Consider the following 22925-nt stretch of genomic DNA (forward strand, 5'->3'; position numbering starts at 1 on the left):
CATAGCACGGGCCGTCCCCGCCGAAGGCCGTCGAGTGTTCAGCATCGACCCATGGACACCGCAGCCACAGAGCTCACCCGCTCGCTCGCCACCCAGGCCGTGCACGCAGGACGCGAAGACCTCGCCGACCTGGGCCTGCACGCCCCGCCCCTGGACCTGTCCACCACCTACCCCTCGCGTGACAGCCGCGCGGAGGCGGCCCGCATCGACGCCTTCGCGGCGACCGGTGCTCAGCTCGACGGGCCGCCCGTCTACGCCCGCCTCGACAACCCGACGACGGCCCGCTTCGAGACGGCGCTCGCGCGGCTCGAGGGCACGGAGAGCGCGGTCGCGTTCGCCAGCGGGATGGCGGCCCTCACCGCCTGCCTGCTCGCCCGGTCGGCCGCCGGCCTGCGCCACGTGGTCGCGGTCCGCCCGCTCTACGGCTGCAGCGACCACCTGCTCACCGCCGGACTCCTCGGCACCGAGGTCACCTGGGTCGACCCGGACGGGGTGGCCGATGCGATCCGCCCCGACACCGGGCTCGTCATGGTGGAGTCCCCGGCCAACCCGACGCTCGCCGAGCTCGACCTGCGGGCGATCGCCGACGCGTGCGGCGAGGTGCCGCTGCTGGCCGACAACACCTTCGCCACGCCCGTACTCCAGCGCCCCGCCGAGCAGGGTGCACGCCTCGTGCTGCACAGCGCGACGAAGTACCTGGGCGGGCACGGTGACGTGCTCGGCGGCGTGGTCGCCTGCGACGAGGCGTTCGCCCGGCAGCTCCGGCAGGTGCGGTTCGCCACCGGCGGTGTCCTGCACCCGCTCGCGGGCTACATGCTGCTCCGCGGCCTGTCCACCCTGCCCGTCCGCGTACGGGCCCAGTCCGCGACCGCCGCGCAGCTCGCGCAGCGGCTGGCGGACGACCCCCGCATCGCCCGCGTGCACTACCCGAAGCTGGGCGGCGCGATGGTGGCCTTCGAGGTGAAGGGGGACCCGCACGAGGTGATCGCCGGAGTACGGCTCATCACCCCCGCGGTCAGCCTCGGCAGCGTCGACACTCTCATCCAGCACCCCGCCTCGATCAGCCACCGCATCGTGGAGGAGGGCGACCGTCACGCGTCCGGGGTGAGCGACCGGCTGCTGCGGATGTCGGTCGGGCTGGAGGACGTCGAGGATCTGTGGCGCGATCTCGACCACGCGCTCGGCGCCCCGCCCGCGCTGCGAGCAGCAGGGGAGGGCGCCGGAGCGGCGGTGGACGGCGGGCTGCCGACGGGCTCTACGCGGCCCCGTACGAACCCTGCTCCTGACGCTCCGGTTCCGGCGCGTCATGCGGCTGCTGCCGCGGGCCGTGCGGTCCATGGGTCACGACGGGCGTCGGCGCCGGCCGGGCGGTGATGACGAGAGTGCCCTCCTCGACCTGGTAGTCCAGGGGCAGGCCGAGGCCGCGCATGGCGGCGACCATCCCGGTGTTCGACGCCTGGGTGACGGCGTACACGCTGTCGCAGCCTGCCTCCACGGCCAGCGCGACGAGGCGGCGCAGCAGCTCGGCGCCGATGCCGCGGCGCTGCCAGTCGTCCTCGACGAGCAGCGCCACCTCGGTCTCGTCGCCGTCCCACAGCAGGTGGCCGAGGGCGACGAGCCGCCCGGAGGAGGTCTCGACGGCGAGCGTACGGCCGTAGCGGGGGCTGAGCAGATGGCCGAGGTAACGGTCGGCGTCGTGGACCGGGCCGTGGTAGCGCAGGTCGAGCGTGCGCGACGAGCAGCGCTCGTGCATCGCGAGGGCGGCGTCCAGATCGTCGGTGTCGGCCCGCCTCACGGTGATGTCGTTGCCCTCGGGGAGGGTGTGGACGTCACTGCTGCGGGGCACGCGCGGCCCCAGCTGCGCGTCGAGTTCGACCAGGGCGCGAGCCCGGGCGAACTCGGTGGGGGTGAACGGCAGATACGGCCGGTCGACCGTGATGACCCCGCCGGAGGGGTCGGGCAGCCGCATCACCGTGTCCTCCAGGACGCCTTCCTCGGGCACCTTCGACTCCATGGGCCGACCGCCGAGGGAGGTCGCGGGGAGCGAGTGGATGGTGCACCGGCCGAGCAACTGGCGCAGGGCGAGCGGGAGTTCGGCCGCGTCGAGGGCGGTCCGGGTGGCGAGGTGCAGCACCCGCGTCGGCGCGTCGACGAGGTCGTGCGTGTCGGCGCGCTCCACCCAGGTGTCGCGGCCGCCGGCGGCCGCGATGGTCCGGGTCAGCTCGGCGGCCGTCATCCCGGCCGGGGCCCGCAGCAGGAACTCGTCTACCGTTCCGGCGGAGAGCGGATGGGTCTGCAGGGTCAGGATGTCGATCCGGCCGCGGGCGAACGTCGTGCACAGCACGGCGAGACTCCCGGGCTCGTCGCGGACGGTGGTGCGCAGGCGCCACAGCGTCGTCCCGTTCGCGTCCCGGCCCGCGGATGCGGCCGGTGCCTGCGAGGGGGCGGCGCTGTGGCCGGTATCGCTGGGATCGGGGCTGGGGCCCGGCGGAGCGTCATGCCTGTGGCGCCGGGCCCACCATGTGCGGAAGCCCGCCGTGGCGATCATGACGGCGGCCGAGACGCCGAGCAGCACCGGCCTGCCGGAGCCGTGGACGAAGGTGGCGGCGGCCGTGCCGGCGACCGCCACGGCCGTGAAGAGAGCCGCGAGTTCAACGAGGTCCCGCCGCCGGTGGTGCGGTCGGCGGACGTGTTTCGACGATGTCATACGAGTCATGGGATTCACCCTCCCTGACAGGTGTTGCGTGATCACAAACGCTTTGTGACCGATGAGTTAAGGCGGTTATGGTCGCTATGGGCCTGTTATTGACTGTTTGACGGGTGGTTGTGCGGCGATGGTTCGTACCCGATGAGCTCGGCCCCGAGGGTTCCCACCCGAGGGGTTCTCACCTGATGGGGCCCGGACCGGAGCTTCGCGGGGGTCTCCCGCCGGCACCGTCCCGAACGGCGCTCAGGCGTGCGCCGCCGGTGACGCCGCGGCCGCCTCGGTGGAGCGGAGCCGCGGTCCCGGCTCGGCAGCCGGGACGATTCCGTACGGCCGTGACCGTCGCAAGACGGGGAAATCAGCCGCCTCCCCGGTGCCCGCCGATCCGGGCGTCACGCATCAACAGCCCAGCCCACGGGCCTGTTTCGGCCAGCCCGGGGGCAGCGCGGAGCGGCGGCCGGACCCCTTCTCGTACGGTCCGGCCGCCGCTGTCCGCCTCCCGCCGTACGCATCCCGTGGTACGGGCCCGGAGCCGTGGTCGCGGCGCTCGGGCCGTGGTCGCTCAGACGGCCGTCACCCCCTCCTCACTGTCCGACCCGTCCCGGCTGGAGCACCTTCGTGAACAGCACGGCGCCGCCCTCCTCGAGCAGACGCACCGTCAGTTCCCCGCTCTCCCCGTCGATGTCCACCTCGCCGTAGAACTGGTAGCCCTCGGCCGGGGAGACGTTCGCCCGCGTCGGGGCTTTCATGAAGACCCGATCGGGGCCGAACGTGGAGTCCAGCGCGGTCGCCGGGAACGCCCCCGCATTGAGAGGGCCCGACACGAACTCCCAGAACGGCTCGAAGTCACCGAACGCGGCGCGCGACGGGTCGTAGTGCTGCGCCGAGGTGTAGTGGACGTCGGCCGTGAGCCACACCGTGCCGGTGATCCGGCGGCGCTTGATGTGCCGCAGCAGCTCCGCGATCTGCAGCTCACGGCCCAGCGGCGCGCCCGGGTCCGCGTTCGCCACCGCCTCGAAGTCCGTCGCGCCGTCGGGCACCACGAGCCCCAGCGGCATGTCCGAGGCGATCACCTTCCACACCGCCCGCGACCGCTCCAGCTCGCGCTTCAGCCAGTCGAGTTGCTCCCGGCCGAGGATGCCCTGGGCGTCCTGCGGCTGCCGGTTCGGCGAGTTCCGGTTCCGGTACGTCCGCATGTCCAGCACGAAGACGTCCAGCAGCGGACCGTGCCGCACCACCCGGTGCACCCGGCCGTCCGTGCGGCCGGGCCGCAGCGTCGGCACCGGGAAGTACTCGGAGAACGCCCGCTTCGCCCGCGCCGCGAGGACGTCCACGGACTTCTCCGTGTAGCGGGTGTCGCCCAGGATCTCCCCGGGATACCAGTTGTTGAGGACCTCGTGGTCGTCCCACTGGACGATCGCGGGCACCTGGGCATTGAAGCGCCGGAAGGTGGCGTCCAGCAGGTTGTAGCGGAAATTGCCCCGGAACTCGGCGAGCGTCTCGGCGACCTTGGACTTCTCCTCGGTGGTCACGTTCCGCCACACGCGCCCGTCCGGCAGCGTCACGCTCGCGGTCAGCGGCCCGTCGGCGTAGACGGTGTCCCCGCTGAAGAGGAAGAAGTCCGGGTCGCGGCGGCGCATCTCCTCGAAGACGGGGTAGCCCCCGCGCTCGGGATTGATGCCCCAGCCCTGCCCGGCGAGGTCGCCGGACCACACGAACCGCACGCCCTGGCGCCGCCGCACCGGGGCCGTACGGAACGTGCCGTGGACCGGCTCGCTCGTGCGCCGCGGGTCGTCGGGGTCGGCGAGCACGACGCGATAGTGCACCTGCTCGCCGGGCGGCAGGCCGTGCAGCGCGGTCGTCCCGGTGAAGTCGGTGACGGGGCCGATCAGCGGGCCGAACGTCCGCCGTGCGGTGCGGAACGTGTCCGTGGCCGAGGTCTCGACGATCATCCGTGCCGGGCGGTCCGACCGCACCCACACCAGCGCCGACGAGCTGGTCACGTCCCCGGCCTGCACGCCCCACCGGGCCTCCGGCCGTCCCGACAGCGTCTGAGCGGCGGCCGGTCCGGCCCCCGACAGCGCCGCGGGGAGGGCGAGCCCGGCCGACGGGAGCGCGAGCCCCGCCGACGCCAACGCCCCGCCCCGCAGGACGGACCGCCGTCCGATGCTTCCCGACTCCTGCTCCATGGCCCAGCCTCCCGTTTCTCGTGCGCACGGTTGTCGCGCGAAGTGCCGCTCGGGCCGCCCCGGTCGCCGGTGACGGCCCCCCGTTGCTACCGGTGCCGGATGCCGCGCACCAAAACTCTCAGTGAACAGCGGTCCGTGGTTTCGCAGAAGACCCCGTACGGCACAGCGAGCACGCCGCAGGCGGTCCCGTGGTCAGGGGCGCGCACCCGCATCGAGGATTGACGCGGACAGGGGTGCGTAAGCGCCCGGTCACCCGATCGCCCCGTGCCCACCCGGCTCCGTACGGTCGGTCCGGTCCTGACGGTCGGTCAGTCACCGTCTCCGTGGGCCCGGAACACGCGGGAACGAGTGGGCACGCGCGCGGGGCCGCGGCGCACGCCGGTGCGGGGAACGCCCGGTTCCCCGCCGGCGCACCTCGCCTCAGACCTCCAGGGTCGCCTCTATCGCCTTCAACTGGTGGCGGGCCATGGCCAGGTTGGCCCGTGTCTTGTCGAGGGCCAGGTAGAGGAAGAGACCGGCTCCGCCACGCCCCTTGAGCAGCCGGATGAGGTGGTACTGGCCGCCCAGGGTGATGAGGATGTCCTCGATGGAGTCCTTGATGTTGAGGAGTTCCATGGCGCGCACCTTGGCGCGGACCACGTCGGTGTTGCCCGCGGCGGCCACCGTGAGGTCGAGTTCCTTGCTGCCGCCGACGGTGCCGAGCGCCATGCCGCTGCCGTAGTCGACGAGGGCGACGCCGATGGTGCCCTCGATGGCGGTCATCGCTTCCTTGAGGGCGGATTCGATATTGGCCATGATCGTGGTGCTTCCTTCCAGTGGGTGAACAGTCAGCGTGGTTCCGGGCATGTCGAGCCCGGCCCACGCCGTTTCGGAGGGGGCTTGATGCGTGCGGATTCAGGGGTGCGAGATACGGCTCAGGTCGTCTCCCGCCGCTCGAGTGCGTCCGCGACGACGTCGCCGATGCGGGCGCTGGACCGGCGGGCTTCCAGATGGAGCCGGCCCACGTTCGCGCGTGGCCCGGCCAGCACGGTGAGGACCGCTCCCGCCCCCGCGGCGTATGTGGCGACGTAGCCCTGCTCGCCGCGGATCACCAACTCGCGGAAGTCCCCGCGGCCGGTGGCGTCGGTGAGCCGCAGCGCGACGCCGAGGGCCGCCGCCGTGAGTGCGGCCGTCCCTTCCGCCTCCGCCTCGTCTCCGGTGCTCTCGGCCAGGACGAGACCGTCGACGCTGGCGGCGAGGGCTCCGGTGAGATGGGGAACGCGGGCGAGCAAACCCTTGAGCTCGTCGAGGACTTCGGGGCTCGAGGCCATCATCTGTCTTCTTCCGGCGCGTTGTTTCATCACGCGCCTCATGAGGGTGCGGCCGGGGCCTGATGGACGGGCGGGGGGATCACAGACGAGCCTCCAGAGCATCACGGATCCGGCGCAGCAGGGCGGTGTCGGGGTCGTCGGTGATGTCCGACACCCAGGCGGGGACGGGAGGTTGTGCGGGCGCCGTGCGCGAGCTGGGCGTCTCGATGTGCCCGGCGGCGGCCAGGCGCCGTACGTCGGTGAGGGTGTGGAAGGCGGGGCGGCCCAGCAGCCGGGCGATGTCGGCGGGCGTACGGACGCCGTCCGCGAGGTCGAGCAGGGCGCGCTGGCGGGGTACGAGGGACGGGTTGCGTGCGGCCGGACGCCGGACGACGGGCGCGGTGTCGACCTCGGGCCGGGGCCACAGGCTCTCCAGCAGGTCCCGGCGGCGCCGGGTCTCCCGTTCGAGCGTATCGGCCGGGACGGGGACGACGGGGCCGAGCCAGTGCGCGGCGCCGCTGCGGAAGCGGGTGGGTCCCGCACCGCCGGCGAGGGCGAAGAACGCGGCGTCGAAGAGCGCGCCCCGATGGCATATCTCCAGCTCGCCGCTGGAGACTTGACCGCTCTCCACGAGATAGCGACCGACCTGCCGGCGGGCGCCGGCCCGGTCGACGGCGTCCTGCCAGCCCGCGGCCGGGAGCCGCCCGCCCGTGGTGAGGAGGACGTCTATGCCGGGCGCCACGGGACTCTCCGCGTGCACGATCTCGCCGTCGATCAGATAGAGCGTGCCGGTGTCGCGCAGGAGGGCGCCGGTGGCGCGCTCGGAGGCGAGGCGGGCGAGGGTGGGGAAGGCGACGCTGTTCACCCGAGCACCAACCGTTCGGCGAGACCGGCGAGTCCGATGCGGGCGAGGGCGAGATTGCCCTCCTCGCGATCGAGCCACACATGGATGAAGACGCTGGAGTCGAAGGTGGTCTCCACGAAGCGCAGCAGGTGGTAGCCGGACCGGGTGGTGACGATGACGTCCTCGACCGGGTTGCTCCCGCCGCCCGCCGTGTCCCCGTCGTGCACCGGCGCGAAGGTCGGCTGATCGGTGGCGACGCGCGCGAGTTCCGCCGTCTCGGCGACGCTGGCCTCGTGGTCGCCGTTGGGTGAGTCCCCGATCGTGCCCAGTGCGAGCCCGCTCGTGCAGTCGGCCACGGCGGCGCCGCGTGCCCCGGGCAGCGTCATCGCCTTGAGCAGGCACTCTTCGATTCCGGGCACGACAAAGACTCCCCTCCCCAGGACATGTGGTGTGGCCCGCCGACGGGGCAGCGGGTGACGAGCACGTTACCGAACGTGGCGGGTCCGCAAAGGAGTTCGGGCAATTTTCCGTGGAACATGCCGATCGAGGTTGCCCGGTGGGGGCGCGCGGTGGGTAAATGGATAGTTTTCGAGCCGGGTTGGAGAGGGTCCGGGCGATGTGGAAAGGGTCCCCGCGGTGAAGCTCAGCGGTGTGGAGCGGCTCAGCGGCGCGGAGAGGCGTCGACGGGTCTCAAGAGGCGCCGACGCTGGTTGCAAGGGCCGCCGTGCCGACCGCTCCTGACGCCCGGTTAGGGTGACGTCATGGCCCGGCTGGTGGATCTTCCCGGTTACGTCCGGCTGTGGACCGCCGCCACGGTCTCGTCCTTCGGTACGCACGTGACGACGCTGGCGCTGCAGATCCTCGCCGCCGTCACGCTGCACGCCACCGCCTTCGAGCTGGGGCTGCTCAACGCGGCCCGTTGGCTGCCGTATCTGCTGTTCGGTCTCGTCGCGGGCGTCGTCGTCGACCGCTGCCGGCGCAAACCGGTGCTCGTCGCCACGGACCTGGGGCGCGCCGTGCTCCTGGCCGTGATCCCGCTGCTCGACTTCGTGGACCTGCTCGGCATCGCGGCCCTCGCCCTCTTCGTGTTCGCCTTCGGCGTGCTGTCGCTGCTGTTCGAGGCTGCGCACCAGTCGTATCTGCCGCGGCTGGTGCCCAGGGAGCTGCTGACGCCCGCCAACGCCCGCCTGGAGCAGGCGGGTTCGGTCGCGCAGACCACCGGGCCCCTGATCGGCGGCGCCCTGATCAAGGCGGTGGGCGCCCCGGTGGCCATGGTCGCCGACGCCGTCTCGTACCTCGTCTCCGGACTGCTGCTGGCCTCGGTCACCGCACCCGAGCCGGAGCGCCACGCGGTGCGCCGGAATCTGCGGGCCGAACTCCGCGAAGGGCTGGCCTGGGTCTACCGGCACCGCACGCTCGCCCCGATGGCGCTGACCTCGCACGCCCGCTTCCTCTTCGCGCACATGCTGACCACCGTCTATGTCCTCTACGCCCTGCGGGAGTTGAGGATCGGGGCGTTCGGGCTCGGCGTGAGCTACGCGTGCGCCGGTGTCGGGGCGGTGCTCGGCGGGGCGCTGTCCGGCTGGGCGGGCCGGAGGTTCGATGTGGGTCCGACGATGATCGCCACCCGCGCGGTCGTGCCGTTCGCCTGGCTTCTCGTCCCTCTGGCCTCACCCGGCTCCGGTGCCGTGTGGGCTGTCTCGGCCACTCAGTTCGCCATGTGGCTCGCCCTGGGCGCGGAGAGCCCCACCGAACTGGGCTACCGGCAGTCGGTGACCCCCGACCGCTTGCTGGGCCGGATGAACGCCACGATCCGCTCACTGAACTGGGGCATGATCGCCGTGGGCGCGCCGCTGGGCGGCCTGCTGGCCGACATCGCCGGATACCGCCCCGCGCTCTGGACGGGCATCGCCGGGCTCGCCGTCGCGGCGGTGGTGCTCGGGCTGTCGCGCTTCCGCGAGGCCCGGCTCGCCGACGGGGCGGACGCGGTGTCCGCCTCCTGAGAGGCGGCCACGTATCCGCACGCCCCTGGGTGATGCGCCCGCGTGTCCGCTCACCAGGTGCCCGTTCGCCCACGACTCACGCGCCCCGCCGCAGGTGCCCGCCCGCCCCCCGTAGGTGCCCGCGCCGACCGGAGCCCGGCTCGACGCGCGCGGCGTGCGGACCGCCGCGCCACGGCGCGCGGACCGGGCCGCGACCCGCCCGACGGTTCGTTCGGGCGTGACGGGGGCGTGCGGGGCCACTAGGGTCGCCGCGTACGCGCCGGTCCCCGCCCCCGGGGCCACCTGGGAAATTGCCTGGGAGGGCGCGCCACCATGGTGTATACGAGGCGGAATGAAGGCGCATTTCGGGGTCCTGGGCACCTTGGACGTCCAGCACGACGGTCAGCCGCTTCCCGTGCAGAGCCGCCGGCAGCGGGCGATCCTGGCACGTCTTCTGCTGAGCCCGGGCCAGATCGTTACGCCCGACGTGCTCATAGCCTGCGCCTGGGACGAGGAGATCATCCCGGATCATCCGCATTCGGCTCTGCAGAACCACATATCCCGCCTCCGTAAGACCCTCGGCCCGCTGCGCTGCTCCTTGGCCACGTCGAGCGCCGGTTACGCCCTGCGCGCCGACGGCGACGCCGTCGACTCCCTGATGTTCGAGCGGCTGGTCGCCGACGCGCGGCAGGCCCGGGACACCGACGTCCCGGCAGCGCTCGGCAGCTTCGCGGAGGCCCAGGCGCTGTGGCGGGGCCCCGCCTTCGCGGAGTTCGCGCAGAGCTTCGCCCGCCCGCAGGCGATCATGCTCGAACAGATGCGGGTCACGGCCGCCGAGGAACGCATCGACCTCCTGCTCGGCACGGGCGCGTACGGCCGGGCCACGGAGGAGGCCGAATCGGTCATCGCCGCCCATCCGCTGCGCGAGGGCGCCTACGCCCTGCGCATGCGCGCACTGGCCCTCGCCGGTCAGGTCAACGACGCGCTCGCCGCCTACCAGCACCTGCGCCGGCAGCTCGCGGAGGAGTTCGGGACCGAGCCGTCTGCCGGTGTCCGCGATCTCTACGTGCAGTTGCTGCGCGGCGAGATCGCACCGGTCCCCGAGCCGCCCACACGCCCTCCCACCGCGGCGGCCCCCGCGCACCCCGCACCGGCCGCCCTCCCTCCGCACGCAGCGGCGTGTCCGCAGCATTCGCCGCATCCTCCGGCCGGGGCCCACTCCGTCCCGTCCGTCCCCACGTCGCTCAGCAGCTTCGTGGGCCGGCGGGCGGAGATCCTGCGGGTCGTGGACGTCCTCTCCCGCCGGCGTGTGGTAACCCTCGTCGGCCCCGGCGGCGTCGGGAAGACCCGGCTGGCCATGGAGACCGCGCCGCGCCTGGCGGACGCCGACGCCCTTCGATGGGTGGAGCTGTCCGCGGTCCGGGACCCCGAACTCGTCCCGCACGCGTGCCTCGACGCGATGGGTGTGCCGGACCCGCCCACCGGCACGGCGCTCGACGCCCTGGCGATCGTCCTGCGCAAGCGTGAGCTGACCCTCATCCTCGACAACTGCGAGCACGTCGTGGACGGCGTCGCCGAGACGATCACGCGGATCGCGCCGTCCTGCCCCGGCGTCCGGTTCCTGGCGACGAGCCGCGAGCGCCTCGCCGTCGACGGCGAACAGGTCATCGCGATCCCGCCCCTCTCCCTCTCCTCCGACGAAGGCAGCTCGGAGGCCGTGCGCCTGCTGGCCGACCGTATGTCCGCGGCGGGGTTCGAGATCGACCTCGGCGACCCGGCCACCTGGGACCGCGCCCACCTCCTCGGCCGCCGGATGGACGGCCTGCCGCTCGCCATCGAACTGGCTGCCGCGACGGCCGCCTCGCTCGGACTCGAAGCCGTCGTCCACGGGGTCAACCCGCTCGGCATGACGGGAGCCAGCCGCACCGCCCACCCCCGCCACCAGGACCTGCGCGAGCTGCTGATGTGGTCCTACGACCTCCTCACCGGTGAGGAGAAGGCCCTGGTGCGCCGGCTGGCCGCCTTTCCCGGGTGGTTCTCGGTGGCGTGGGCCGAGGAGGTCTGCGCGGACGGTGAGCTCCCGAGGGACCGGGTGGCTCCCACCCTCGCCTCCCTCGTGGCCAAGTCCCTGGTGGTGCGGCGGCCGATCCCGCTGGAAGGCGGGCGCAGACACCGGCTCCTGGCGACTGTCGCCGGTTTCGCGGAGGAGCGCTGCGAGGCTGCCGGGGAGCTGGGCCGGTTCCGCCGCGCGCATGCCCGGCACACGGTGAACTGGGCCGACCGGGCCGCGGAGATGATCGCCGACGGTCGCGACGAGGGGCACGGCATCGCCCTGCTCAGCGCCGGCGCGAGCGACCTCCGGGCCACCCAGCACTGGGCGTCGCGTCACGACCGGCCGCTGGCGCTCGAGCTCTCGTCCGTGCTCATGCGGTACGGCTTCATCCGCGCCGACTACGAGATCCTCGGCTGGGCCGAGAAGGCACTGGAGCAAGCAGGCCCGGACGAACCCCCGCTGCACCCCCATGTCTACGGTTCGGCCGCCCTCGCCGCCCTGGGGCGCGGCGAGTTGGAACTCGCCGAACAGCGCGCCCACGAGGCCATCCGCGTCGCCGGCTCCGAGCGCGCCGCCCTGGCCGGTCTGACGATCCTCGCGCACTGTCTGCTCTTCACCGAGCGCCCGGCCAAGTCGGTCGAGATCTGCGAGAAGATGTGGCCCACGGTGCGGGCCGGCGGAGGAGGGGACGCGGTCAACGAGGTGGAGGTGGCCGGGCTCGCGGCCATCTGCCTCAGCTACGCCGGGGACCGGGCCGGTGCCGAGGAGTGGATCGAATGCTGCCGGAAGTGCCGCGACCGGAGTTCGTCGGCCCTGGTCGCGGCCTACGCGGCGTACTTCACCGGTGAGGCGGTGATGCCCCACGAGCCGGACCGGGCGCTCGCCGAACTGCGCAGGAGCTACGAGATCGCCTCGCGGATCGGTGCCACGTTCGTCGCGGGCGTCGCCAAGACGAGCTTCGCGACCCTCCGGGCCCGTCACGCCCCCACCGCCGCGAGCTTCATCCTCTACGGCGACACCCTGCGGCACTGGCACGACCACGGGAACCGGACCCAGTTGTGGGTCACGATCCGCAATCTCATCCCGCTGCTGTCCTGCCGGTCCGAGGACGAACGGGCGGTCGCCATCCACGCGGCCATGGCCTCCTCGCCCGCCGCACCCCGGGTCTACGGCCCCGAACTCGCCGCGATCGAACGGTCGGTGGAGGTGTCGCGGCACCGGCTGGGGACGTCGCGCGCCGAGGGCGTCCGCTCGCAGTGGCGGGGCGCGGACCTGACGGCCGTCTTCGACCTCGCCGTGGAGTCCACCCATGTGCTCGCCCGGTCGGCGGGAGAGGGACAGGACGCCGCCGTACGGAACTGAGGCCGGCGGCGGAGCCGCGGCACACCGCCTGTACGCTGCGGCGATCGCTCCGTAAGGACCCGGACGGGGCGGGAACCGAAACCGCATCCGCCGCCGTATGGGCGTGGAGGAGAGGCGTGTCCCCAGCGGGCCCCGCACCTCCCACCCGGAGCCACCCGGAGCCGCGTACCGAAGCCACGGTCCGCGGGTCACCGTTGTCCACCACCCCTCGAACCGAACCCGGAGGCCGGTCATGGAACGAGCCATGCACCTCGAGGAGATCACGCATGTGCGTGCCGATCCGGAGCGCGTCTTCCGACTCGTCTCCGATGTCCGGAACATGAAGCGTTGGAGTCCCGAGTGCGTGGGCGTGCTGCCCCTCGGCCCGCCGTCCCGTGTGGGCTCGGTCTTCCTGGGCTTCAACCGGAAGCGTTTCTTCGTCTGGTTCACCCGCTGCAAGGTCACGGAATGGACGCCGGGCCAGAGCTTCGCCTTCCGCGTCGACGCGTTCGGAGTCCCCATCGCGGAATGGGGCTACCGCGTCGCCGCCGATCAGGGCGGGACACGTCTGACGGAGTCGTGGACCGACGTCCGTACGGGGCGCTCGGCCCGCTTCGCCCATGCGCTCGGCGTGATCTTCACCGGCACCACCCCGGAGGCCAGAGTCGGCCTCAACCGGGCCGGTATGCGGGCCACTCTGGACGCCGTCCGCCGCCACGCCGAAGCGAGCGGCTGAGCCCGGGGCCTTCGCCCGGGCCAGGCCACCACGGACCGCGGATACGCACCACGGAGGCGGATACGCACCACGGAAGATCGCCGGGAACCGTTTCCGCCGGTCGCCCCGTACAGGTGGGTGCGACGGCCTCCCCGAGGGGCGCCGGTGACGGACAGTCCGCCGCCGGTCCTTGACAGGCCACCTCCGCCTGACGGGGCCGGCGCTTCCCGCAGCCCCGCGGGACCTTCGATCCGCTGTCCCCGGCCGCCGCCCCGGTCGGGGACGGCGGATCACCGGTCGCGGGGCCCCTTCCGGCGCGCACGGCCGCGCCTCATCGACAGCATCTGCGACGAGCGCCACTCCGGTGAGGCGTGGACTGCCGACGCGTCACGGCATAGGAAGAGCCCGAGCCTTCAACCGGAGCCCGTCGTCGGAGCCGCACACCGGCGTGCCCGGCCCGAGCCGACGACGCAACACCCCTGACACCACGGTCGAGAGGACAGACGTGACGACCACCCCGCATCCCGAGATCGACGAGTGCATCACCGTCCGAACGCAGGGATTCGACCTCGCCGCACGGGTGACCCGCCCCCGCGAGGCACCCGTCGCCGTGATCGTGCTCTGGTCGGCCATGGGCGTGAAGGCCTCGCACTACGACGCCTTCGGCGCCGAACTCGCCGCCTCCGGCTTCGGCGTCGTCACCGTGGACCTCAGGGGCCAGGGCGACAGCCTGCCCGTGCCGCGGCGCGGCCACGCCTACGGGTACGAGGACGTCGCCACCCAGGACTGGCCGCGGGTGATCGCCGCCGCCCGGGAGACCTTCGGGCCGGACCTTCCCCTCTACGTCCTCGGGCACAGCCTCGGCGGGCAGATGTCGCTGCTGCACCTGGCGCGCCACCCCGAGTCGGTGGACGGCATGGTGCTCGTGGCCTCAGGCTCCGTCCACTACCGCTGCTACTCCGGGCTCGCGCGGCTGAAGGTGCTCCTCGGCCCGATGCTCATCGCGCTCATCTCGGCCGTGCTGGGCTACTGGCCGGGGGACCGACTGGGCTTCGGCGGGCGGCAGTCGGCGCGTCTCGTCCGCGACTGGGCCCGTACCGCGCGGACGGGCAGGTGGCGCCCCGCGGGTGCCGGAGTGGACTACGAGAGCCTTCTCCCCGGCGTCCGGATCCCCGTCCTCGCGATATCCGTCGAGGGCGACGACCTGGCTCCGCCGTCGGCCGTGGACGGGCTGTGCCGCAAGCTGCCGTCCGCCCGGGTGGAGCGGTGGCACACGGCCCTTCCCGCGCGGGGTGGTTCACCCCACTTCCGGTGGGTTCGCGACGCGGAGGGCATCGCCCTCCGGATCCGAGAGTGGTTCGACGCGGGGCGCCCGGGAGCGGCCGTCGAGGAGGGGCGCGCCGAACTGGCCGGCGGCGACGCCGGAACGCCGCCCGACGAGGGGCGCGCCGGAACGGCCGACGGTGACGGGCGGGTCGCCGGCTGACGACGCGTGGCGGGCCGGGCGTGATCGCACCGGCCGGCACTTCTCGGTGCCGTGGCGCCCGGTCGCGATGAACCGGGCGCCACGGCACCGCCGTTCATGCGGACCGTACGCGCAGGCGCTCGAGCAGGTACGTGAAGGTGTCGGTGACCTCGGCCCGCTGCGCGGCAGGGTCGTCGGCGTGGGCGACCAGCAGGGCTCCTTCGTTGAGCGCGCCGAGGAGCATGTGCGCGAGCGGCCGGACGGGGCGCCGCTCCAGGTACCCGCGCTCCATGAGCGCATCGAGGGCGCCGATGACGATGCCGAGCCCGTACTGCGCGTCCAGCTCGCGCCATGCGGACCAGCCGAGCACCGAGGGCGCCTCCAGGAAGACGATCCGCTGCACGGTGTCGTCCCGGGCGCAGGCGTCGAGGAACGCCTCGACGCAGGCCGACAGATCGGCCCACAGATCGTCCCCTCCGCTGAGCGCCGCGCCGAACACCGTCACGAGTTCGAGCTCGACCTGCTCGAACACGGCCCGGAACACATCGCGTTTGTCCGTGAAGTGGTGGTACAGCGCGCCCCGGCTGACCCGGGCGCGGCGCACGATCTCCTCCGTCGGCACCGCGCTGTAGCCGCGCTCGGCGAACAACTCGCGTGCGGCCTCCACGAGGGCTTCGCGGGTGGCCTCGGTCGCCTCGGCCCGACGGCTCTTCGATTGAGGGCTCATCGTCGGCACCTTATCCGTCGCTGCTGGACCGCATCCCGGCCTTCCCGTTGACCTCACATACAGACTGTCGGTAACGTGCAGCCTGTCGGTCAATCGACGTCATGAGCATCGGACCAACCTGTGGAGGTACCCATGCCAACTCATGTCGAGCGTTTTCTGGAGAAGTTCACCGAAATCTGGGCAAAGCCGGTGGCTTCGCGATTCCCGGAGCTGTATCACGAGGACGCGACGCTGCTGCACCCGGGCATGCCGAAGCCGATCACCCGGAGCGGGGTCGAGGACTACATGACGACCGTCCTCGCCGGAGCCCCGGACATCCATCTCATCCCTGACGGCTGGGCGTCGCGCGGCGACCTGCTCTACATCGACTCCACGGTCCACGCGACCGTGGCCGGGCAGGCCAGGTCCTGGCCGGTCGTCGACAAGATCGTCCTGCGCGGCGACAAGGCCACCTACATCCAGGCGTACTTCGACTCCCACCCCCTGTGGGTGGCGATCGAGCCGACCATGGCGCGTACGACGGCGCTCGAGCACGTCGTCGCCGAGAAGGCCGCGCTCGCGGGCTGACCATCGGTCAGCGATCCGGCGTTCGCCGTGGGCGGCGGACGACCGGTTCCCCCGTAAATCCTCCGACGACCTTCGCGCGGGCGGGCGCGAGGTCCGGTGGGGAGCCCACCGGTCAATTCCCCTGACTTTCTTGACGCATCGATGTCTTCTTCGGAGAGGAACCGCCCATGTCCGCAGTGACCGAGCCCGACCCGACCGCCGCCGTCACCGATCTCGTCCGGCGCTACCAAGCGGCGTGGGCCACCCGCGACGTCGACCGGATCATGGAACTGCACGCCCCCGGCACCAGCTTCTGCATCCACAACGGGTCGCCCCGGAGCGAAGGCGCGGACGAGGTGCGGAAGACGTTCGAGGGGCTTCTCGCCATGGCCCCCGACCTCGAGTTCCATGAACTCCGGCTCTTCACCACCGCGAACAGCTTCACGTTCGAGTACCGCATGACGGCCACGCTGCCCGGCGCGGACGGGAAGGCGAGCCTGGACGGCGTCGACGTCGTCACCGTCTCCGGGGGCCGGGTCGAGCACAAGGACACGTACCTCGACTCCGCCGCCCTCGACGCAGTCCTCACGCAGGCCGCGGCGTAGGCGATCGACGTCCACCGACCGGCCCGAGCCGCCCGGCTCGGGCCGGTTCGCCGTGTCCGCGTCCGCGTCACCGCGGGCTCCGGCCCGTTGCCGCCCGCCCACGCCTTGGGTGTACGGCCCGTCGTCGGCGTACGGACCGTCCTCGGTGTACGGCGGATCCGGCGTACGGCGGATCCGGTGAACGGGGGCCGGGCGAACCGGCGTACGCAGCGCACCGGAACTGGTGAGCCGTACGGGGATATGGGAGAGGCGCCGCGGCGGCAGCCGGGCGTCGTCCCGGTGTCGCCGCGCCGGTACGAGCGTCAGTTCTCCTGTGCCGTGCCGCCGGCCGGGTCCTCGGTGAGATGCGCCAGAAGTCCCGCCAGCTTCCTGTGGGCGCGCGCGGACCGGCTCTTCACCGTGCCCAGGGGCACCTTCAGACAGCGGCTTATCTCGCTCTGCGTCAGGTCCTCGTAGTACGTGAGGCGGAGCACCTCGCGCTCTCCCGGGGCCAGTTGATCGAGACCCTTGCGCACCTGCCAGGCGTGCCAGGCCACTTCGAAGGACTGCGGTTCGACCGACATGGTCGCCTCGTGGACCAGGTCGAGCGGGATGTTGCCCATGGAGCGGCGCGTGCTGCGGTAGACGTCGATCGCCGTACGGCGTGTGATCGCGTACAGCCACGGCTTGAGGTCCCGCGTCGCGTCGAACCGCCCGGCCGCCCGCCATGCCTGTATGAAGGCCTGCTGCACGGCGTCGCCGGCCAGATCGCGATCACCGACCAGGCTGAACGCCGTGACGAACATCGAGTCGGCGAAGAGCCGGTGCATCTCGGTGATCGCTTGCTCGTCGCCCTGCTGGAAGCGCGCCGCGAGGCTCGGGGGACTGTCCGATTTCGTCAACATGGCACCTGACGCCGGGACACGGTCCCTCCTCGGCGTCCTCCTGGGAATGAGCTTCTGGGTGGGACGTGGAACATCCTTCGAGAAGCTGCTCCCAGACGACTCTCATCCCGCTGTCACGCAGCGGAAACGGCGCCGGCGCCCGGCCGCTCAGGGTGCCGTGAGGATCACCGGACCTTCCTCCGTGATCGCGACCGTGTGCTCGATGTGCGCGGCCCGGCTGCCGTCCACGGTGTGCAGGGTCCATCCGTCGGCATTCGTCCGGTAGTCGTCGCGCCCGCCGGCCATCAGCATCGGTTCGATGGCGAGCGTCAGGCCGTGGCGGAGAAGGAAGCCCCGCCCGGGGCGGCCCCGGTTGGGGACCTCGGGATCCTCGTGCATACGGCGGCCGATGCCGTGTCCTCCGAAGTCACGCGGCATGCCGCAGCCGGCCCGCCGCGCGACGTCACCGATCGCGTGCGAGATGTCGCCCATACGGTTGCCGACCGTGGCCGCGGCGATGCCCGCGTCGAGCGCCCGTTGCGTGGCGGCGATGAGGGCGAGATCGGCGGGACGGGGCGTGCCGACGACGAAGCTGATGGCGGCGTCGCCGGTCCAGCCGTCGAGTTCGGCGCCGCAGTCGATGCTGACCAGGTCCCCGTCCCGCAGGCGGTCGTCGGTGGGGATTCCGTGCACCACGGCGTCGTTGACCGACGTGCAGATCACGGCGGGGAAGGGGGTCGGGGCGAACGAGGGGTGGTATCCGAGGAAGGGGGAGCGCGCCCCCGCGCCGCGCAGGACGGCGCGTGCCGCCTCGTCCAGTTCGAGCAGGGACACCCCGACCTCGGCGGCCTTCCGGGCGGCCGCGAGTGCATGGGCGACGACCCGCCCGGCTTCCCTCATGGCCTCCAGCGCGGCATCGCTCTTGATCTCCACCATGTCTGTGCCCCCGTTGCGTGACGCCCGACTTCCCCAATAACTATACCGGTATTAGTATCACGGACATGGTGAGAACGCCTTTGACTCCGTCGGAACGCCGGCGTGGAGAGCGGTTCGGCGCACTGCTGCGCGAGGCACGCGGCGAACGCAGCATGGTGGAGGTCGCCGCGGCGGCCGGGCTGTCCGCGGAGACCCTGCGCAAGATCGAGACGGGCCGCGCGCCGACCCCCGCCTTCTTCACCGTCGCGGCCCTGGCCGGTGCGCTGGAGATCTCCCTGGACACACTGGCGTCCGCCTGCGCCGCGGAGGAAGCGGACGACGTGCAGGAGGCCGTACCCGCCTGACGGGGGTGACGAGCTGATGCCCAGGCGCCCGACTCACCCTCCCGAGGCGGGAGTTGTGTGCTCCACGGCGTAACGGCCGGACGCCTACGCGAAGACCCCCGACACCGACCCGCGCCCCAGGGCCGGACGGGAGAGCCGCCCGGGCCGTCCCGCTCAGGCGTCGTCGCCGGGACGGTCCCTGCCCGGCCCCTGCTCCGCGGGCGGGCCGGACGTGGACGCCGGGTCGGGGAACGCGAGATCGAGCCGCACCTCCTCCGCGTCCAGCAGCGCCTGGACCCGCTGCAGCACCGTGCCGTCGATCAGGCGCTCGTCCCGCAGCCGGATCAGCTCCGTCCGCTTGACCTGAAGGATCGCCCGCGACAGCGAGGCCGACACCAGATACGGATCGACGGCGCCGTCCCCATCCGCCTCGGATCCGCGCGCGGCCAGCCCCCGCAACTCCGTGGCGGTCCTGTCCGCGATCTCGTCCGGGACGTTGAGCCGCTCCACATGCGTGGGCAGCGCCTCAAGAGCCGCGGCCGACAGCCGACGGCGCGCCAGCCGCTCCTCGTCGTCCCCCGGATCCGCGGGCATCCGGGCCCACCGCACGATCGCGGGGAGCGTCTGCCCGAGCAGCACCAGCGTGATCAGGATGACCCCGACGGTGATGAAGACGATCGCGTCCCGGCCCACCAGGCGGCCCCCGTCCACGGTGACGGTGGGCACCGCGAGCGCCGCGGCCAGCGAGACCGCCCCCCGTACCCCCGCCCACGCCAGCGGCAGCCGCTGCCGTGCACCCACGCGCCGGAGGCGCTGCTGCGGTCGCCGGTCGAGGGCGCGGATCACATAGGGCATGGTGTACGACCATCCGAGACGGGTGAAGATCACCGCTCCGCTGACCGCCAGGGCCGCCCAGAGAGCGGCGGAGAGCGAGATCGACTCCAGTCCTCGTACGGCGGACGGGAGTTGCATGCCGACGAGGACGAAGAGCGCGCCGTTGAGGACGAAGCAGCTCACGTCCCAGAACGGGGTGGCCTGCACCCGGATCCTGGCGTCGATCAGCCGAGGGCTGGCCTGGCTCGTGATCAGGCCGCAGGTGACGACGGCCAGGACCCCGGAGGCGTGTGCCAGCTCGGCCGGCAGATAGGCGGCGAAGGGGACGAGCAACGACAGCCCGGCGCCCAGCATCGGTTCGTGCACCCGGCGCCGGACGGCGAGCAGGAGCAGCGCGATCACGGCGCCGATCGTCACGCCGCCCGCGTAGTTCCAGAGCAGCCGGAGCGCGGTGTCCGACCAGGAGAACGTGTGCTCGCGGGTGGCGATGCCGGCCGCGACCGCGAAGAGCGCCAGCGCCGTACCGTCGTTGACCAGGCTCTCGGCGCGCAGCATGGTCACGGCCCGACGCGGCATGCCGTGCGAGACCGCGGCCACCGCCACCGCGTCGGTCGGGGCGACCGCCGCGCCCAGCATGAAGGCCACCGGCCAGGACAGCCCGAAGGCGTGGGCGGTGGCGGCGACGGTCACCGTGGTGACGAGGACCAGGCTGGTGGCGAGCAGGATGATGGGGCGGAGATTGGCGCGGATCTCGCGCAGTGACGTCTTGATCGACTCCCAGTACAGCAGCGCCGGGAGGAACAGCAGCAGGACGACCTCGGGCGGCAGCGCGACCGAGTCGAATTCCGGGGTGAGGCCGATCAGGCAGCCGCCGACGAGGAGCAGCACGGGCTCGCTGAGACGGAGCCGCCGGGCGGCCCAGGTGAAGAAGAGGACCGCGGCCAGAACGACGACCGTGATCTCCAGGCCCATCACACGACCAGGGTGTCACCGGTCGACGGGCCTCACCAGCGCGGCCACCGGGCCTCCGGCCGCTCGCCCGCCCGTGCGGACCGGACAGTGATCCGGTCCGCACGGTCCCGCGAGCCGCGCCTCAGCCCGTGAGGTCCAGCGCCGCCGTCACGATGCCGTCCGCGTCGATCCCGTGGTAGCGGTGCACGTCCTCCAGCGTTCCGCACTGCCCGAAGCCCGACACCCCCAGCGCACGGCTGCGCACCTGGTTGATCCCCGCCAGGAACGCCAGCGTGTGCGGGTGCCCGTCGAGGACGGTGACGAGGGGGCGGGCGCGTTCGCGGGGGAACGCCTGGTCCAGGATCCAGTCCGCGCCCTCCTGAAGGCCCTGCCGTGCGCGGGTGGCACGGAAGAGCAGGTCGGGGCTGGTGACGCAGACGACGTCCGCGCCGAAGCCGAGGTCGTCGAGCCGGTCGGCCGCGGCCAGTGCCTCCGGAACCATCGCGCCCGCCGCGGCGATGGTCACCGCGGGGTCGCTGTGGCGGCGGAGCAGGTAGCCACCCGCGACGGCCTGCTTCCGGCGCCGCTCGCGCGCCGCCGGGTCGGCGGGCACGTCGGCCAGCGACTGATCCACCGGCCGGGTCGACAGCCGCAGATACGTGGAGCCGCCGCCCTGCTTGCCGAGCTGCGCCAGCGAGGCCAGCAGACACCACTCCACGTCGATCGCGAACGCGGGTTCGTAGGCGGTGCAGCCGGGCTGCTCCAGGCCGATGGACGGGGTGATGACCGACTGGTGGGCGCCGCCCTCAGGGGCGAGGCTGACCCCGGACGGCGTGCCGACGAGGATCGACTGCCCGCCCGCGTACATCCCGAACGCCCAGGGTTCCAGGGCCCGTCCGACGAACGGGTCGTAGACGACGCCGATCGGCATCAGCGGCCTGCCCCACCGGCTCCATGTCGCGCCCAACTCGCCCAGCAGACCGACCAGGTTGGTCTCGGCGATGCCCAACTCGATGTGCTGGCCGCTGGGTTGCTCGCGCCAGTGCAGGATGGTCTCGGCGTCGTCGGCGAACCAGTCCCGGCGCTCGGTCGGTGACCAGGTGCCGACCTTGTTGAGCCAGCCCCCGAGGTTCGTCGTCGAAGCGACGTCCGGGCTGACGGTGACCACATGGCGCGCCGCCTCCGGAGCCTCGCGCGTCAGGTCCAGCAGCGCCCGGCCGAGCGCCTGCTGGGTGGTGCCCTTGCCCGACGGGGTGCGCCCGATGTCCGTCGGCAGCGGCGGAGGAGTCTGCTCGGGTGTCGCCGGGCGGAGCAGCCGGGCCGCCGTACGGTCGCACAGCTCACCCTCGGCGCTGCCCTGCGGGAAACGGGCCCAGGGCCGCTCGGCGTCCATGCCGACACGGGCGGCGAGTTCGGTCATCTGCTCGCCGGTCAGCAGGGAGGAGTGATTCTGCGGATGCCCGGCCGTCGGCAGGCCGTGGCCCTTGACGGTGTAGGCGAAGATGACGGTCGGCCGGGTGTCGTCGATGGAGGCGTACGCGTCGAGCAGCGCGCCGAGGTCGTGGCCGCCGAGGTTGCGGATGACCGCGTCGACGGCGGTGTCGTCGAGGTCCGCGAGCAGCCGGGAGACCGCCTCGCGCCCGGGGCCGTCGCCGGGCAGCCGTTCGCGGAGCTGGTCGGGGGTGCAGCGCAGCAGCCGCTGGTACTCGGGGTTGGTCATCCCGTCGATCCGGGCGCGCAGCGCGTCACCGCCGGGCCGGGCGAACAGGTCCTCCAGGAGGCGCCCGTACTTGACCGTGACGACCTGCCAGCCGGCCGCGGCGAACATCCCCTGCAGGCGGGTCGCGGAGATGTTGGGCACCACGCGGTCCAGCGACTGGCGGTTGAAGTCCACGATCCAGACGACCTCGCCGAGTTCGGCGACGCCGGGGTCGAGGATCGCCTCCCAGCAGGCACCCTCGTCGAGTTCGGCGTCCCCGACCAGGGAGTACTGCCGCCCGGTGGTGCCGCCCTCGAAGCGCGCGTTGACGTAACGGCGGGCGACCGCCCCCCAGATGGGGGCAGTGGCGCCGATGCCGACCGAGCCGGTGGAGTAGTCGACCGGGTCGGGGTCCTTCTCGCGGCTCGGGTAGCTCTGCAGACCGCCGAAGCTGCGCAGCGTCGTCAGATACGACTCGTCCAGCTCGCCGAGCAGGTAGTTGATCGCGTGGAGCACCGGTGAGGCGTGCGGCTTGACCGAGACACGGTCGTCCCGGCCGAGCTCGTGGAACCACAGGGACGTCATGATCGACGTCATGGAGGCGCTGGACGCCTGGTGGCCGCCGACCTTCAGCCCGCTGGGGTTGGGGCGGACGCGGTTGGCGTGGTCGATGATCGCCGTCGACAGCCACAGCACGCGCTGTTCCACGGCCCGGAGCGCGTCGAGGCCGGTGCGGTCCGGCCGGGGCTCCGAGCCGGAGGGCGCGGCGATGCCCGCCAAGGGGTCCGTGGTCTTCATGCCAGTCCGTCCCGGTCGGTGGTGAAGTCAACAGATTGCATCCGCATGACAACAGAGCCAT

19 protein-coding genes are annotated in these 22925 nt (G+C 72.6%); 8 read left to right on the forward strand and 11 right to left on the reverse strand.

Going from position 1 to position 22925, the window contains the following annotated elements:
- Positions 1 to 51 precede the first annotated feature (51 nt).
- Positions 52 to 1374 (forward strand): aminotransferase class I/II-fold pyridoxal phosphate-dependent enzyme, encoded by a 1323-nt coding sequence (locus tag ABZ822_RS22780; protein ID WP_360857084.1) that lies wholly within the window; start codon positions 52 to 54, stop codon positions 1372 to 1374.
- On the opposite strand, the gene ABZ822_RS22785 is transcribed toward ABZ822_RS22780, so the two are convergent.
- The 6 genes from ABZ822_RS22785 to ABZ822_RS22810 form a co-directional block, all read right to left on the reverse strand.
- On the reverse strand, positions 1256 to 2707 hold the full coding sequence (locus ABZ822_RS22785; RefSeq protein ID WP_360857226.1) for a GNAT family N-acetyltransferase: 1452 nt from the start codon (positions 2705 to 2707) through the stop codon (positions 1256 to 1258). The two genes, ABZ822_RS22780 and ABZ822_RS22785, sit on opposite strands and share 119 nt — an antisense overlap.
- Before the next feature lie 581 nt (positions 2708 to 3288).
- Positions 3289 to 4893 carry an alkaline phosphatase D family protein gene (locus tag ABZ822_RS22790; protein ID WP_360857086.1) on the reverse strand — a complete coding sequence of 535 codons (1605 nt, stop codon included), beginning with the start codon at positions 4891 to 4893 and terminating at the stop codon, positions 3289 to 3291.
- A 420-nt stretch (positions 4894 to 5313) separates the two neighbouring features.
- Complete coding sequence (locus ABZ822_RS22795) at positions 5314 to 5688, reverse strand: hypothetical protein (protein WP_360857089.1); 375 nt, start codon at positions 5686 to 5688, stop codon at positions 5314 to 5316.
- A gap of 119 nt (positions 5689 to 5807) precedes the next feature.
- Positions 5808 to 6245 (reverse strand): roadblock/LC7 domain-containing protein, encoded by a 438-nt coding sequence (locus tag ABZ822_RS22800; RefSeq protein WP_360857092.1) that lies wholly within the window; start codon positions 6243 to 6245, stop codon positions 5808 to 5810.
- 37 nt (positions 6246 to 6282) lie between these two features.
- Positions 6283 to 7047: a transcriptional regulator gene (locus ABZ822_RS22805; protein ID WP_360857094.1), complete on the reverse strand. Its 765-nt coding sequence runs from the start codon at positions 7045 to 7047 to the stop codon at positions 6283 to 6285.
- The gene (locus tag ABZ822_RS22810; RefSeq protein WP_360857097.1) at positions 7044 to 7445 is read right to left on the reverse strand and encodes a hypothetical protein; all 402 of its coding nucleotides are present in this window, start codon (positions 7443 to 7445) and stop codon (positions 7044 to 7046) included. The genes ABZ822_RS22805 and ABZ822_RS22810 overlap by 4 nt, the downstream gene beginning before the upstream one ends.
- Positions 7446 to 7787: 342 nt before the next feature.
- On the opposite strand from ABZ822_RS22810, the gene ABZ822_RS22815 reads away from it, so the two are divergent.
- The 4 genes from ABZ822_RS22815 to ABZ822_RS22830 all read left to right on the forward strand — a co-directional run bounded on the left by ABZ822_RS22815 (position 7788) and on the right by ABZ822_RS22830 (position 14603).
- Positions 7788 to 9029 (forward strand): MFS transporter, encoded by a 1242-nt coding sequence (locus ABZ822_RS22815; RefSeq protein WP_360857100.1) that lies wholly within the window; start codon positions 7788 to 7790, stop codon positions 9027 to 9029.
- Positions 9030 to 9360: 331 nt separating this feature from the next.
- Entirely contained in the window at positions 9361 to 12423 is a 3063-nt protein-coding gene (locus ABZ822_RS22820; RefSeq protein WP_360857103.1) for a BTAD domain-containing putative transcriptional regulator, read from the forward strand.
- Positions 12424 to 12655: 232 nt separating this feature from the next.
- Positions 12656 to 13138 carry an SRPBCC family protein gene (locus ABZ822_RS22825; protein ID WP_360857106.1) on the forward strand — a complete coding sequence of 161 codons (483 nt, stop codon included), beginning with the start codon at positions 12656 to 12658 and terminating at the stop codon, positions 13136 to 13138.
- Between the two features lie 484 nt (positions 13139 to 13622).
- Entirely contained in the window at positions 13623 to 14603 is a 981-nt protein-coding gene (locus tag ABZ822_RS22830; protein ID WP_360857109.1) for an alpha/beta fold hydrolase, read from the forward strand.
- A 94-nt stretch (positions 14604 to 14697) separates the two neighbouring features.
- Here ABZ822_RS22830 and ABZ822_RS22835 read toward each other — a convergent pair whose 3' ends face one another.
- On the reverse strand, positions 14698 to 15309 hold the full coding sequence (locus tag ABZ822_RS22835; protein ID WP_360857112.1) for a helix-turn-helix domain-containing protein: 612 nt from the start codon (positions 15307 to 15309) through the stop codon (positions 14698 to 14700).
- Between the two features lie 132 nt (positions 15310 to 15441).
- Here ABZ822_RS22835 and ABZ822_RS22840 point away from each other — a divergent pair, with 132 nt between their 5' ends.
- Both ABZ822_RS22840 and ABZ822_RS22845 read left to right on the forward strand, forming a co-directional pair.
- Positions 15442 to 15876: a nuclear transport factor 2 family protein gene (locus ABZ822_RS22840; protein WP_360857115.1), complete on the forward strand. Its 435-nt coding sequence runs from the start codon at positions 15442 to 15444 to the stop codon at positions 15874 to 15876.
- 167 nt (positions 15877 to 16043) lie between these two features.
- A complete protein-coding gene (locus ABZ822_RS22845) occupies positions 16044 to 16460 on the forward strand; it encodes a nuclear transport factor 2 family protein (protein WP_360857117.1) in 417 nt (138 codons plus the stop codon).
- Between the two features lie 302 nt (positions 16461 to 16762).
- On the opposite strand, the gene ABZ822_RS22850 is transcribed toward ABZ822_RS22845, so the two are convergent.
- Together ABZ822_RS22850 and map are read right to left on the reverse strand one after the other, a co-directional pair.
- Positions 16763 to 17344, reverse strand: a complete 582-nt coding sequence (locus ABZ822_RS22850) for a sigma-70 family RNA polymerase sigma factor (RefSeq protein WP_360857120.1) — start codon at positions 17342 to 17344, stop codon at positions 16763 to 16765.
- A gap of 147 nt (positions 17345 to 17491) precedes the next feature.
- Complete coding sequence (gene map / locus ABZ822_RS22855) at positions 17492 to 18259, reverse strand: type I methionyl aminopeptidase (RefSeq protein ID WP_360857123.1); 768 nt, start codon at positions 18257 to 18259, stop codon at positions 17492 to 17494.
- A 65-nt stretch (positions 18260 to 18324) separates the two neighbouring features.
- Here map and ABZ822_RS22860 point away from each other — a divergent pair, with 65 nt between their 5' ends.
- Positions 18325 to 18603: a helix-turn-helix transcriptional regulator gene (locus tag ABZ822_RS22860; RefSeq protein ID WP_360857127.1), complete on the forward strand. Its 279-nt coding sequence runs from the start codon at positions 18325 to 18327 to the stop codon at positions 18601 to 18603.
- Positions 18604 to 18756: 153 nt separating this feature from the next.
- Here ABZ822_RS22860 and ABZ822_RS22865 read toward each other — a convergent pair whose 3' ends face one another.
- Together ABZ822_RS22865 and ABZ822_RS22870 are read right to left on the reverse strand one after the other, a co-directional pair.
- Positions 18757 to 20388 (reverse strand): Na+/H+ antiporter, encoded by a 1632-nt coding sequence (locus tag ABZ822_RS22865; RefSeq protein WP_360857229.1) that lies wholly within the window; start codon positions 20386 to 20388, stop codon positions 18757 to 18759.
- Between the two features lie 121 nt (positions 20389 to 20509).
- Positions 20510 to 22864, reverse strand: a complete 2355-nt coding sequence (locus tag ABZ822_RS22870) for a pyruvate dehydrogenase (RefSeq protein ID WP_360857130.1) — start codon at positions 22862 to 22864, stop codon at positions 20510 to 20512.
- Between the last annotated feature and the right edge of the window lie 61 nt (positions 22865 to 22925).

This window comes from Streptomyces sp. NPDC047108, from assembly GCF_040643575.1.
Taxonomy (GTDB): Bacteria; Actinomycetota; Actinomycetes; order Streptomycetales; family Streptomycetaceae; genus Streptomyces.

Coding starts and splice junctions, on each gene's coding strand:
- map (WP_360857123.1), bottom strand. CDS start 18,259: ATGGTGGAGATCAAGAGCGATGCCGCGCTGGAGGCCATGAGGGAAGCC.
- ABZ822_RS22845 (WP_360857117.1), top strand. CDS start 16,044: ATGTCCGCAGTGACCGAGCCCGACCCGACCGCCGCCGTCACCGATCTC.
- ABZ822_RS22840 (WP_360857115.1), top strand. CDS start 15,442: ATGCCAACTCATGTCGAGCGTTTTCTGGAGAAGTTCACCGAAATCTGG.
- ABZ822_RS22865 (WP_360857229.1), bottom strand. CDS start 20,388: ATGGGCCTGGAGATCACGGTCGTCGTTCTGGCCGCGGTCCTCTTCTTC.
- ABZ822_RS22820 (WP_360857103.1), top strand. CDS start 9,361: ATGAAGGCGCATTTCGGGGTCCTGGGCACCTTGGACGTCCAGCACGAC.
- ABZ822_RS22800 (WP_360857092.1), bottom strand. CDS start 6,245: ATGAGGCGCGTGATGAAACAACGCGCCGGAAGAAGACAGATGATGGCC.
- ABZ822_RS22815 (WP_360857100.1), top strand. CDS start 7,788: ATGGCCCGGCTGGTGGATCTTCCCGGTTACGTCCGGCTGTGGACCGCC.
- ABZ822_RS22795 (WP_360857089.1), bottom strand. CDS start 5,688: ATGGCCAATATCGAATCCGCCCTCAAGGAAGCGATGACCGCCATCGAG.
- ABZ822_RS22785 (WP_360857226.1), bottom strand. CDS start 2,707: ATGACATCGTCGAAACACGTCCGCCGACCGCACCACCGGCGGCGGGAC.
- ABZ822_RS22870 (WP_360857130.1), bottom strand. CDS start 22,864: ATGAAGACCACGGACCCCTTGGCGGGCATCGCCGCGCCCTCCGGCTCG.
- ABZ822_RS22835 (WP_360857112.1), bottom strand. CDS start 15,309: ATGAGCCCTCAATCGAAGAGCCGTCGGGCCGAGGCGACCGAGGCCACC.
- ABZ822_RS22850 (WP_360857120.1), bottom strand. CDS start 17,344: ATGTTGACGAAATCGGACAGTCCCCCGAGCCTCGCGGCGCGCTTCCAG.
- ABZ822_RS22825 (WP_360857106.1), top strand. CDS start 12,656: ATGGAACGAGCCATGCACCTCGAGGAGATCACGCATGTGCGTGCCGAT.
- ABZ822_RS22780 (WP_360857084.1), top strand. CDS start 52: ATGGACACCGCAGCCACAGAGCTCACCCGCTCGCTCGCCACCCAGGCC.
- ABZ822_RS22790 (WP_360857086.1), bottom strand. CDS start 4,893: ATGGAGCAGGAGTCGGGAAGCATCGGACGGCGGTCCGTCCTGCGGGGC.
- ABZ822_RS22860 (WP_360857127.1), top strand. CDS start 18,325: ATGGTGAGAACGCCTTTGACTCCGTCGGAACGCCGGCGTGGAGAGCGG.